This window comes from Spirosoma gilvum (assembly GCF_054776815.1).
This window is the reverse complement of sequence record NZ_BAAHBH010000023.1, coordinates 18,096-30,763: the sequence shown is the minus strand read 5'-3', so window position 1 is coordinate 30,763 and position 12,668 is coordinate 18,096. Positions and strand designations below refer to the sequence as shown.

Below are 12,668 nucleotides of genomic sequence, written 5' to 3'. Positions count from 1 at the left end.
GTTGCTATAGCGTTTTTCACTCGTTCGCTCATTCGCTCTTTCACTCTTTAAATTTATTTGTCATGAAAAAAATCGAGATTGTAGGGTATAAAAGAGCGAATCTCGGCCGCACAGAATCACAGGCGATTCGGGCCGAGGGCAATGTTCCCTGTGTATTGTATGGTGGTACCGAGCAGGTTCATTTCTATGCACCTGTTATTTTGTTCCGTGATTTAATTTACACGCCTAATATTTTTGAGGTTGCACTCAACATTGAGGGCGATGAATACCGGGCTATTCTTCAGGAAACTCAGTTTCACCCTGTTAGCGACGCGCTGCTGCACGCTGACTTCCTGCTGGTTACCGACGATAAGCCTGTGAAAATGGCTGTTCCTGTTCGACTGACGGGTTCGGCTCCGGGCGTACAGAAAGGGGGTAAACTGGTAACCCGCGTACGGAAACTGCGCGTAAAAGGTACCGTTAACAACATCCCTGATTTTATCGATGTTGACGTGTCGGGTCTTGACCTGGGCAAGTCGGTTCGCGTAGGCCAGATTCCAGTGAAAAACATTGAGATGCTTGAGCAAGCATCGAACCCAGTAGCCAGCATCGAAATTCCACGGGCACTGCGGGGACAACTCAAATAAGCTTGACCAATCGGTCAATTTTACTACTAATAGATTTACAAAAAAGCCCTCCAAAATTTTGGAGGGCTTTTTTTATGTAGCTTCTTCAAGCGTTATCAAAGCTTCATTTGCCGTAAGCGCAAACTGTTACTAACCACGGAGACCGAACTCAGTGCCATAGCCGCCCCGGCTATCATCGGATTGAGCAAAAAGCCAAAGGCGGGGTACAATACACCTGCTGCAATGGGAATACCAATCAGGTTATAAATGAACGCCCAGAATAAATTCTGGCGGATAACGCGTACCGTTTGGCTTGACAACTGAAGCGCTTTGGGTATGCTATTCAAGTCGGCGGTGATGAGTGTCATCCGGGCAACGTCCATGGCAATATCCGAACCTTTCCCCATCGCAATACTAACATCGGCCTGCGCTAGTGCCTGAGAGTCATTGATACCATCGCCGACCATAGCCACCAGTTTACCCTGCGCCTGCAGTTTCTTTACAAAATCGGCTTTGTCGGCAGGCATTACCTCGGCTTTAAACTGATCTACACCCACTTGCTTTGCTACGGCACTGGCCGTTTCCGTATTGTCGCCTGTGAGCATATATACGGCAATACCTCTGTTTTGTAAGGTCTCAATAGCCCGTTTTGAACTAGACTTCACCGGGTCGGCAATGGCGATAATAGCCAGCACGTTTCGCTGATCATCTTTTAACTGGGCAAAAAACGTAACGGTTTTAGCCTGTTGCTGAAGCTCAGTAGCCTGCTGAGCAAGGTTTTCGGGCAAGTCGATCTGATGCTCGGACAGTAAGCTCCGGTTTCCAACCAGATAGTGCATATCCTGGTAACTGGCCATAACTCCCTGCCCGGTAACACTCTTAAACGAATCGAGCTCAACTGACTGCTTATCAAGGATATTCGTGGTTATGGCCTCAGCCAGGGGGTGCTCTGAACGCGATTCCATCGCATATAGAATAGCCTGAAGCTTCGCCTGGTCGTTCTCAGGCACAGTCCAATACCAGTCTGTCACTATCGGTTTTCCTTCGGTTATGGTTCCGGTTTTGTCGAGCACAACAGCATTGATGCGATGGGCCAGTTCAAGACTTTCAGCGTCTTTAATCAGGATATTGTTTTCGGCTCCTCTACCCACCCCAACCATAATGGCGGTAGGTGTAGCCAGTCCTAACGCACAGGGGCAAGCGATGACCAGCACTGTTACTGATGTCAATAATGCAGTAGTGAAGGGATCAGCACCCGGCACCAGATACTGACCGAACGCCAGCCAAACCGCAAACGTCAGCAAGGCAAGACCCAGTACAACCGGCACAAAGATCCCGGCGATCCGATCAACTAATTGCTGTACAGGCGCTTTACTTCCCTGCGCTTCCTGTACCATGCGAATAATCTGGGCCAGCAACGTATCGGCCCCTACTTTTTCGGCACGGAACTGAAAACTACCTTTCTGATTGATCGTACCGGCAAAGACGGTCGTACCCGTCTGTTTCTCAACAGGTACAGGTTCACCGCTGATCATGCTTTCGTCCACATACGAGTGGCCCGACTCCACTTTCCCATCCACCGGAATCCGTTCACCCGGTCGCACCAGGAGCAAGTGCCCTACCTGAACAGCGGCAATGGGAATCTCTCGTTCAGTAGTTCCATCGATAAGCCGAACCGTTTTGGGTTGCAGCCCCATCAGTTTTTTAATAGCCGACGAGGTATTCGATTTAGCCCGCTCTTCCAGTAGCTTACCCAGTAAAATAAAGGTAACGACCACCGAAGCCGCTTCGAAATAAACATGAGGGTGGAGTCCGCGCTGATGCCAGAATTCAGGGTAAAGTGTGTTGAATGCACTGAACAAAAAGGCAATACCCGTACTGAGCGCCACCAGCGTATCCATATTAGCTTTGCCATGCCGGGCCTGTTTCCAGGCATTGACAAAAAACGGTTGCCCTAATCCGAAAACAATCACCGCAGACAACGCCATCGAGATGTAGTTGCCGTAGGGCAAACCCATCAGGAACATACCGATCACCACCACCGGCAATGAAAGTCCTGATGCCCAGAGCGTCCGTCGTTTCAATTGCTGATAGTGCTTTTGCTGAGCTTCGGCCTGCACCTGCTGAGGATCTTCGGCTTCTACAACCAGATCATATCCGATGGACCGAACGGCCTGTTGTAGACCAGCTTCCGATACCTGTTTCGGATTGAAGGTAACTGAGGCTGTTTGATTGGCATAATTCACCCCAGCCTCGCTAACACCAGGTGTATTTTTTAGCATGGATTCCACACTCACCGCACAGGCAGCACAGCTCATCTCCAGTACCGGAAATGTTTTTCGTATCTCCGACGAGCTGGTTTTTCGAGTGGCTTTTGTGGTGGCTGTAAGTATGTCCGTTGACATCGTCTTAGGCCAATTGCTCGGCTTTATAACCAGCTTTTTCAACTGCTTGCTTCACCAGGGCCGCATCGGTGGTTTCAACCGTCAGTAGTTTATCTGGATTTTGGGTATCGACATTCCAGTGACCCTCCCCCACCGCATCGTTCAGAAATGGTGTGACCGTGGCAATGCACCCACCGCATTTAATATTTGTCTTGAATTGAATGGACTGATTCATAGCTTTTTGCGATTAACTCTACAAGGTTTACCAGCTCTTAAATGTTTGGCTACCTTTTTATATAACAAAGGTCGTAAGCAGTCCATTCAACTCTGTTACACAATTGTTGGCCAGGCTTATAAGATTATCAATGTTGAGTCTGGCAGTCTACGGATCGAACCTCCCCTTTCTTTTAACACCCTTTTAACGAGGTGTTAAGGTCGATTTAAGTCGAGGAGAGGATTTTTGCCCATGTAAAAATACCCGTACTCGCATCGCCACAGGCATGAATAAGTTCATCAAAAGCATCCTCTCCTTCTCGCTCAAGAATAAGTTTTTTATCTTTTTCCTGACGGCTCTGGCCATCGTAGCGGGAATAATCAGTTATCAGAATACCCCTATCGAAGCCTTTCCAGATGTTACTAATACCCAAATCACGCTGATTACCCAATGGCCTGGTCGGTCGGCTGAGGAAGTCGAGAAATTCGTCACGATTCCGATTGAAATTGGCTTGAATTCAGTTCAGAAACGGACCGACATTCGCTCCACGTCTCTGTTTGGACTGTCGGTCGTAAAAGTAATGTTCGATGATGGCGTTGACGATGCTTTTGCTCGCCAACAGGTGAACAATCTGCTTAGTGGGGTCGAACTACCCGAAGGCATCCGACCAGACGTGCAGCCACCGTATGGCCCAACCGGCGAAATTTTCCGCTATACGCTGCAATCGCCTACCCGTACGGCCCGTGAACTAAAAACCTTACAGGATTGGGTCATTGACCGTCAGTTGAAGGGCGTACCCGGAGTAGCGGATGTAGTGAGTTTTGGTGGTGAAGTCAAGACCTATGAGATTTCGGTGGACCCACGCCGATTGATGGATTACAACATTACCCCGCTGCAATTGTACCAGGCCGTTGCCAATTCGAACGTGAACGTAGGGGGTGATGTCATCGAGAAAAACTCTGAAGCCTATGTCGTACGGGGCATTGGTCTGTTGCGGAATCAGCAGGACATTCAGAATATCATCATCAAAAATGCGAACGGGACGCCTATTATGGTGCGAAATGTGGCCCAGGTATCCGAATCAGCACTCCCCCGGCTGGGGCAGGCCGGCCGGGACCGGCAGGACGATGTGGTCGAGTGTATTGTGGTTATGCGTAAAGGTGAAAATCCCAGCGAAGTTATCGAACGGGTAAAAGACAAAATCAACGACCTGAACAACAACATCTTACCATCGGATGTCCAGATCAACACCTTTTATAACCGGGAAACACTTATTCACTTCGCCACCCATACAGTCACGCACAACCTCATTGAGGGGATCATCTTCGTAACGGTTATCGTGTTTATTTTCATGGCCGACTGGCGGACTACCGTCACGGTATCCATCGTGATTCCACTGGCGTTGTTGTTCGCGTTTATCTGTCTGCGGCTCAAAGGCATGTCGGCCAACCTACTCTCGATGGGTGCCATCGACTTTGGGATTATTGTGGACGGAGCGGTGGTAATGGTGGAAGGTATTTTCGTAACGCTCGACGAGCTGGCCCATAAAGAAGGAATGGCAAAGTTTAACCGACTGGCCAAACTGGGTCTACTCCGAAAAACCGGCACCGAAATGGGTAAGGCGATTTTCTTTTCCAAACTTATTATCATTACCTGTCTGGTCCCCATTTTCTCGTTCCAGAAAGTAGAGGGCAAAATGTTCTCTCCACTGGCCTGGACCCTTGGCTTTGCGCTCCTGGGCGCCTTATTATTCACGCTGACCCTTGTACCGGTACTGGCCAGTATGCTGCTCAATAAAAATGTAAAGGAGAAGCATAATCCGTTTGTCAATTTCGTGACAAAATATGCCACACAAATCTTTGGGTTCACCTTTACCCATAAACGGGTCAGTCTCCTCGTAACGGCTATAGTGGTGGCAATTGGCCTCTCCGGTTTCAGTCTGCTCGGCACCGAATTCTTACCCGAACTGAACGAAGGCTCCATTTATGTACGAGCAACCATGCCGATGGCGATTTCGTTGCCGGAGTCGGTCAGGCAAACCGTACAGATGCGGCATATCTTCGAAGAGTTCCCGGAAGTAAAGGGCGTGATTTCGCAGACGGGCCGCCCCAATGATGGTACTGATCCGACGGGCTTTTACAACATTGAATTCCTGGTCGACATTTATCCGCAGGAAGACTGGAAGCGGCCAATCACTAAAGAAGAACTCATTGATCAAATGCAAGCCAAACTGTCTGTTTTTCCGGGTGTAAACTTCAATTTCTCCCAACCGATCATGGACAATGTGGAGGAAGCCGTTTCGGGCGTGAAAGGGTCAATTGCCGTAAAAATCTACGGCCCCGACCAAACCATTCTGGAAAATAAAGCGATCGAGATTCAAAAGCAGTTAGCAACCGTAAAAGGAATTGAAGACCTGGGCGTAATCCGTACGACCGGACAACCCGAGATGCGTGTTGAGCTGGATGAACGAAAACTGGCTCTGTATGGCGTCAATAAATCCGATGCTGAAGCTGTAATCGAAATGGCCATCGGCGGTAAAGCCGCCACCCAAATCTATGAAGGTGAACGAAAATTTGACTTACGAATTCGGTATGACCTCCCCTTCCGCTCCAACGAAGAGCAGATCAGCCAGTTGATGGTACCTACCGAAACGGGTAGTATGATTCCGATCAAAGAGATTGCTCACGTCTATACACAGACAGGCCCAGTGCTCATTTTCCGGGAAGCCAACCAACGATACGGTGCCGTGAAGTTTTCGGTTCGTGGGCGCGACATGGGGGGTGCCGTGGCCGAAGCCCAGCAGAAAGTACAGGCAAACGTGAAGCTCCCATCCGGTTATACCGTAAAGTGGGCCGGTGATTTTGAAAACCAGCAACGGGCTACGGCCCGGCTGGCGCAGGTTGTACCGATCAGTTTGCTAGCGATCTTTTTCATTCTGTTTGTGCTATTTGGGAATGTGAAAGATGCGGGGTTAGTACTCTTCAATGTACCTTTCGCCATTATCGGCGGCATCGCGGCTCTGCTTGTTACCCACACAAATTTCAGTATATCAGCGGGGATTGGCTTTATTGCCCTGTTCGGGATTTGTATTCAGAACGGTGTTATTTTAATCTCGGTCTTTAAGAAAAATCTGCGCAGTGGTATTCCCCTTAACCAGGCTATTCGGGAAGGGGTAGTGTCACGGATCAGGCCCGTTGTAATGACGGCTATGATGGCCGGTATTGGACTGATTCCCGCTGCAATTTCTCACGGAATAGGCTCCGAAACAGCTCGGCCGCTGGCTATTGTGGTGATAGGCGGATTGATTACCGCTACTTTGCTGACGCTGTTTATCTTTCCGCTTATTTTCTATGGATTTTATCGACAGAAATTAGATGAGAATTAAAATTATGCCGTTAGGTAATTTTGCACTCTATTTTTCCGTTTTATTTGAAATATAGTTTAACATTTGCGTAGGTATATAGTGCAACATTTTAACGGCTAAAAAGCCTTTTAAAAAAAATTCTTGCATTGTATTTAAAGAAATTGCGTAGTTTCGCATAACAATCCTTTACAAAGGGAAGGTTGAACATCAAGATCCGGCGGCCGCCCGGTCGTCGATCTTGAAATGGTGTGGATAGAAGCGGAAAGCCGCCCCGATTTTCGGAGCGGCTTTTTTGTTTTTGTATGATTTTTCTAGAACAATAATCATGTGAACATTAAAATAGCTTTAACCCTCTTTTAATGTTATTTTCAATTCCTTTTAATTCATTAAGGCGACCTTGATCCCATAAGCGGCACGTACTCGCCTTTCTGCTCTCTCTTAAAATCAGCGTACGTATTGCTTTTTGGAAACTAATAATTTGTTCTGCCGTTTTTAAATCAGACAAGAGCTATGTATGTTGCCGACATGAAAATTCTGGTAGTAGAAGATGAGCCTAAACTGGCATCCTTTGTCAGAAAGGGATTGGAAGAACAATCCTGCGAAGTGGATGTCGCTTATGATGGTCAGCTAGGCCGTACTATGGCCCTTAATAATCCCTATGATGTGATTATTATGGACATCAACCTACCTAAAATGAATGGGTTTGATGTCGTTCAATCCATTCGTCAGGAAAAAAATCGTACGCCCGTTCTGATGCTGACGGCAATGGGCTCTGTGGATGATAAATTGACCGGCTTTGAAGCGGGTGCCGACGACTACCTGGTTAAGCCGTTTGAATTCCGTGAGCTTATGGCTCGGCTGCGTGCCCTCACCAAGCGCAACAGCGAAGGTAGTATGCAAACCAATGTTCTGAAAGTAGCAGATCTGGAACTTGATCTGAATGAGAAAATAGCCCGTCGGGGAGCCAAACGTATCGAATTGACGGCCAAAGAATTCGGTTTGCTCGAATACCTGATCCGCAATCGCGGGCGGGTGGTATCACGTGTCGACATTGCCGAAAAAGTTTGGGATATTCATTTCGATACCGGCACTAATGTGATTGACGTATACGTAAATTTCCTTCGTAAGAAGATTGACAAGGACTTTCCGAAAAAACTGATCCATACCGTAATCGGAATGGGGTATATGTTAAAAGAAGAGTAAGTAGGAGTTCGTAGCGAGAAGTGAGAATGGCTGGCGCAAGCTTTTTATATTGCGCCAGCCATTCTCACTTCTCGCTACGAACTCCTCACTCCTTAAGAACTATGAACATCCGTACTCGTCTGACGTTGCTTTTTGTGCTGCTGGTCGCTTCGATTATGCTGCTCTTTACGATCTCCGTTTATTACCTGTACGATCAGTTCCGACAGCAGGAGTTTGAACAGCGACTCGAAGAAAAAGCACTGACAACCGTTCGACTACGGGAAGATGTTGGTGAAGTTCCTCAGAATGACCTGCCCATTATGGCTGATGAACAGGTTACGGTTTATAATTCGCGAGGGGTCATCTTATATAATCAATACCACCAGCGCCCACGCTTTCCAATTACGCCAGATTTTTTATCTAAAATCACCCTTCGCCATCCCCAATATGCCCGTGCCGGTGACCTTGAAGCCATTGGTGTACGGCATATCAATTCAAGGGGAGAATCATTATTCATCGTAGCCTCGGCAAACGATCGCTATGGGTTTAGTAAGCTGGATCGGTTGCGCGAGATTCTGTTCTTTGGCTGGTTACTAAGCTTGTTTATTGTAGGCATTGCTGGTTATTTGTTTGCTACCGATGCCTTACGCCCGGTCGCTGAACTGATCACGCAGGTAAATTCCATATCGGCTACCAACATCCATGAACGATTGCGGGTAGGTCGTCAACGCGACGAGCTGGCTGATCTGGCCCGTACGTTCAACGACCTCCTTACCCGACTCGAAGAAGCCTTCGTTTTTCAGAAAAGCTTTGTGTCGCACGCATCACACGAGCTACGAACACCCCTGACGGTTATGATGGGGCAGATTGAAGTGACACGCCTACAAGCCCGTACCACGCATGAATATGAGGTTGCGTTCGATGCGTTGCTCGATGAGGTAAAAAGTATGATCCGGCTTGTCAACGGACTCCTTGAGTTAGCCAGAGCCAGTTCAGACGTCGTTACGTTGAATAATCAGCCTGTTCGAATCGACGAATTACTATGGCAGGCGCAGAGTCTGTTGGTCAACAAAAAACCCGACTACCAAATCGACATCGACTTTGACAATTTACCCGATCAGGAAGAAGAATTAGTAATTAACGGGGAAGAATCACTACTGCAAACTGCCTTTCAAAACCTAATGGAAAATGGCTGTAAATATTCGGCCGATCAACGCGTATCGGTTCGGATTGCCTTCGAACCCGGCCAGGTGCAGCTTACCTTTGCCGACAACGGCTATGGCATACCAGCCCGTGATTTACCGCATATTTTCGAACCTTTTTACCGTTCCGAAACCACTATGACCGTTAAAGGACATGGGATTGGGCTGGCCCTTACCCAACGCATTATTGAACTACACCGGGGCCAGCTTAAGGTCGAATCAACGGTTGGTGTCGGTACTACCTTCCGTATTATCTTGCCCAGCGCACAGGGTCTCTTACCCAGCCCTAACGAAGTACGACCCACCGAAGAGAAGCCTGCGAAATCATATTCCTGAGCTTGCGTTTATAAGTGAGTCAAGTAAACCTATACGATCTCACTTCAACCATTTAAGCGCCTGCCCTCGTAATTGTATCTCTGCTTTGGGCGCTATGTCCCGCTCGAACGTCTCAATTGGCGTATTATTCAGTAAAATCCCGCTCGAATCGCGCACCGTTGTTCGCATGGTTTTGTACCGATCTGTCTGGTCAAGTACAGCAAAGCTATTTTGCTCAGCCATAAGCTCCAGCGAATTGGCTATCGTTAGCTTTGACGTACGTAACCGGCTATTTGTCAGGGCGATGGCTAGTGTATCGGCAGATAGGTTGCCAATCGTCACGCGCCCATCCTGAACGCTTACCTGCCGCAGATTGGGCACACGAAGCACCATCGCTACATGCAATCGATAATCGGCGGCCATACGAGGTTCGCCATGTCCGCCCATGTAATCTGGTGTAAAGGCAACAAACGTTGTATCACCTACCTGTCGTTGACGAAAAAATTTAGCCTGCTCAGGCTCAAGCAGCACGTAGGGTTTATCGTTACTTTTCTCGACGAGAATCTCCATTATTGGTGTTCCTTCAATAACCCAGTGTCTGGTATTCGGTATTGGGCGTTTCTCAAACTCCTGATAGGGATTGCTCCAGTCGATTTGTTCATACTGCTGTTTCAGCAGGACATCGGTTGCTACCATGCCCGTGAGTGTCAGAACGGTAATAACGATTAAAAGAATATAACTTGTTTTCATCCTGAATTCGGTCAAGGTTGCTGATAAGTAGTGGATACAAATTGTTCGTAACGCGTTTCTATCTCGGTTAAATCAATCCCCAGTAAATAGAGATTTTTGAAGAACACAGGTAAATCATTTTCCAGAAACTGCTCACGTCGATAAGCCCGAATGCGGTCTGCCGCATCATCGGTCGGGAAGTATCCGATACCGCGCTTGTTGGCAATGACCCCTTTCTGGCTCAGAAAATCATACGTCCGCATCACGGTGTTTGGATTCACCTCCAGTTCAGCGGCCAGGTCACGAACCGAAAGAATTTTCTCTCCATTCGGCCACCGACCAAGCAGGATCTGTTCACTTACATGCTCAGCTATTTGCAGGTATATCGCTTGTTTATCTCGAAAATCCATCGTTATACCTCCCGTTCTTTTAGCCGGAAATAGGCTGTAGTGTAGAGTAAACTAATGATTACAATGCCGACCAGATAGCGTAGTTGATTGCCCAAAGCGGTTGGTAGGTTAACCGTTCGATACACGTCCTGATCGATTGGTGATTCAGCCATAGCGTTCAAAAATGGGAATTTGCTGTTGATCGATGTCCAGCCCGTCAGAGTGTGGAGCAACATATTGTTGATCAGGCTGCTCAACATGATCAACGTACCTGCAATCGCTATCACCAAAGGCAGGGTATTACGTCGGACAATCAGCGCAAACGCCATTGTAAATGCGTGTAAGAGTGCCGTAAAAATCCACAAGGCTTCAGGAACATTGTCGAAGCTCTTTTCTTTTAAAAATGGCCTGAGTTCATAAAGACTTCCCATACGGCGCATCATGGCCAAATTCTCTGGAGCCCAGTCACGATGGTTTATAAAAGAGATTCCAATGGCATCGAGTAACGTAAATAGAGCAATGTAAACCACAATAAAACCTAGTCCAGACACCAACCACACGAGTAGAACTTTTTCGAACTGGGAAGCAGGTTGCATGAGGTAGGCTATCGCCTGCTCTTTTTGGTTCAGTTGAGTCAACTGCTGCACCGTAAATACGTACCAGCCTATCCATCCCACCAGAAAAAAAATAACATACCGAGCGTCGTCAACCGCCCTCGGCGATTGGCTGTAGAAAAAGACATTCAGGCTAATTAATACACCCGCCAGCAGGCCAACGTTTACCAGCAAGGTTCGTCTAGTATCCGTAAAATACTTTCGAAATAATCGACTAAAGCGACTTATTGAAAACGTCTGATTCATAGCTGTGCGTAAGTGGATGGAACTGAAAAAAGTTGTTGAATTCGCTCAGGTTCGGCTTGTACAGCATTAAACAGCCGCTCCAGGTCCAACCGATTTGGCTCGCCCAGCTTGTTTTCAGCGACTATAGCGTAGCCGCCTACTGCTCGTTCAGAATAAAGAATTGGGCGGCTACGGTCCAGTTCGGGCACAAGTCCAAACCAAAGGCGAGCTGTGATTTCGTCTACCGAAGCATTCAGCGCTACTCCTTGCTCCGACAAAATGACAATCGGGTCAATCAATGTTTCCAGATCCCGTACCTGATGTGTCGAAATAATCACTGTCCGCTGTTCGTCAACAGCACCGGCAACCAATCGTCGAAACTGACTTTTTGATGGAATATCGAGCCCGTTGGTTGGTTCATCCATCAGCAATACAGACGTATTGGTTGCCAGCCCAAACCCGATCAGAATTTTCTTTTTTTGACCATACGATAGTTCATTCAGTTTCTGATCGTCCGTCAATCCGAATTCCCGGATATACGCTGCCATCTCCGACCGATCAAAGCGGGGGTAAAAGGGAGCATTTGTCTCCACAAATTGCCGAATACGAACCGAAGGCAGATAAAACTCTTCGGGTACCAGAAATATATCTTCCAGAAAAGCGGGTTGTCGATGGGCCGGGTTATAGAGTCCCACCTGAATAGTGCCTGATTTTGGGTAAAGTAATCCCGATACCAATCGAAGCAGTGTGGATTTACCAGCCCCGTTCGGTCCAAGCAGGCCATATATGGATCCTGGCGACAACGATAGAGTTAGCCTGTCGTACAGTAGTTTCCGCTGCCGATAGCCAAACGTTACATTCTTTAGTTCTATCATAAAAGGAAAGCGATCTAGTGTATTAGATAAATAGTACACTGCAATAGTATAGTAAGTTCTATTATAAACCAAACAGTTGCCTAAGTTTATTTTTTGCTTATAAAAAAAGCCCCTGAAATCAGGGGCTTCGGAAGTGATAAATAGTCTACTCTTTATTGGTTCGACATCTTTTTAGCATCTTTCTTCATCATTTTAGCGTCGTGCTTCATTTCTTTAGCCGCATCAGCTCTCATATGGTCGTTTTCCATTTTGGCCTCTTTCTTGGCTATTTTAGCATCATGCTTCATCTCTTTCGTTTCCATTTTTGCTTCTTTTTTCGTTTTGTCCTGAGCAAAAACTGACCCTGACAGGATCATAACCGCAGTGGTGGCAATCATCAACGTTTTCATAACATGCTGTAGTTAAGTGAATTTACTATAATCAACTTGTAAAACTCACTACAGGTCAAAAGGTTATTTCGGCAACGCTTTCGGGCTTGTAAGCGTTTCTAACAGAGTTACTTTCTGCCATTTCGATTGCTAAAGGCATAAAAAAACCTCCCTGGTTGGGGAGGTTTCGGTTATCCTATCC

Annotated in this window: 11 protein-coding genes; 4 read left to right on the top strand and 7 right to left on the bottom strand. The window is 47.2% G+C overall.

Features of this window, described 5'->3' with window-relative positions; genetic code table 11:
- Positions 1 to 62 precede the first annotated feature (62 nt).
- Positions 63 to 626: a 50S ribosomal protein L25/general stress protein Ctc gene (locus ACYVFD_RS34785; RefSeq protein WP_461095229.1), complete on the top strand. Its 564-nt coding sequence runs from the start codon at positions 63 to 65 to the stop codon at positions 624 to 626.
- Between the two features lie 95 nt (positions 627 to 721).
- Here ACYVFD_RS34785 and ACYVFD_RS34780 read toward each other — a convergent pair whose 3' ends face one another.
- The gene (locus ACYVFD_RS34780; protein ID WP_461095228.1) at positions 722 to 3,010 is read right to left on the bottom strand and encodes a heavy metal translocating P-type ATPase; all 2,289 of its coding nucleotides are present in this window, start codon (positions 3,008 to 3,010) and stop codon (positions 722 to 724) included.
- Between the two features lie 4 nt (positions 3,011 to 3,014).
- Entirely contained in the window at positions 3,015 to 3,224 is a 210-nt protein-coding gene (locus ACYVFD_RS34775) for a heavy-metal-associated domain-containing protein (protein ID WP_461095227.1), read from the bottom strand.
- A 265-nt stretch (positions 3,225 to 3,489) separates the two neighbouring features.
- On the opposite strand from ACYVFD_RS34775, the gene ACYVFD_RS34770 reads away from it, so the two are divergent.
- From ACYVFD_RS34770 to ACYVFD_RS34760, 3 genes are all read left to right on the top strand, one after another.
- On the top strand, positions 3,490 to 6,588 hold the full coding sequence (locus ACYVFD_RS34770) for an efflux RND transporter permease subunit (RefSeq protein WP_461095226.1): 3,099 nt from the start codon (positions 3,490 to 3,492) through the stop codon (positions 6,586 to 6,588).
- 504 nt (positions 6,589 to 7,092) lie between these two features.
- Entirely contained in the window at positions 7,093 to 7,770 is a 678-nt protein-coding gene (locus ACYVFD_RS34765; protein WP_461095252.1) for a response regulator, read from the top strand.
- A gap of 101 nt (positions 7,771 to 7,871) precedes the next feature.
- Positions 7,872 to 9,287: a sensor histidine kinase gene (locus ACYVFD_RS34760; protein WP_461095225.1), complete on the top strand. Its 1,416-nt coding sequence runs from the start codon at positions 7,872 to 7,874 to the stop codon at positions 9,285 to 9,287.
- Positions 9,288 to 9,326: 39 nt separating this feature from the next.
- Here the strand turns inward: ACYVFD_RS34760 and ACYVFD_RS34755 are convergent, their stop codons facing one another.
- The 5 genes from ACYVFD_RS34755 to ACYVFD_RS34735 form a co-directional block, all read right to left on the bottom strand.
- Positions 9,327 to 10,016 (bottom strand): hypothetical protein, encoded by a 690-nt coding sequence (locus tag ACYVFD_RS34755; protein ID WP_461095224.1) that lies wholly within the window; start codon positions 10,014 to 10,016, stop codon positions 9,327 to 9,329.
- Positions 10,017 to 10,027: 11 nt separating this feature from the next.
- On the bottom strand, positions 10,028 to 10,405 hold the full coding sequence (locus tag ACYVFD_RS34750; RefSeq protein ID WP_461095223.1) for a GntR family transcriptional regulator: 378 nt from the start codon (positions 10,403 to 10,405) through the stop codon (positions 10,028 to 10,030).
- 2 nt (positions 10,406 to 10,407) lie between these two features.
- Positions 10,408 to 11,244, bottom strand: a complete 837-nt coding sequence (locus ACYVFD_RS34745; protein WP_461095222.1) for a hypothetical protein — start codon at positions 11,242 to 11,244, stop codon at positions 10,408 to 10,410.
- Positions 11,241 to 12,098 carry an ABC transporter ATP-binding protein gene (locus tag ACYVFD_RS34740; protein ID WP_461095221.1) on the bottom strand — a complete coding sequence of 286 codons (858 nt, stop codon included), beginning with the start codon at positions 12,096 to 12,098 and terminating at the stop codon, positions 11,241 to 11,243. The genes ACYVFD_RS34745 and ACYVFD_RS34740 overlap by 4 nt, the downstream gene beginning before the upstream one ends.
- Before the next feature lie 152 nt (positions 12,099 to 12,250).
- A complete protein-coding gene (locus ACYVFD_RS34735; protein ID WP_461095220.1) occupies positions 12,251 to 12,487 on the bottom strand; it encodes a hypothetical protein in 237 nt (78 codons plus the stop codon).
- Positions 12,488 to 12,668: the final 181 nt, after the last annotated feature.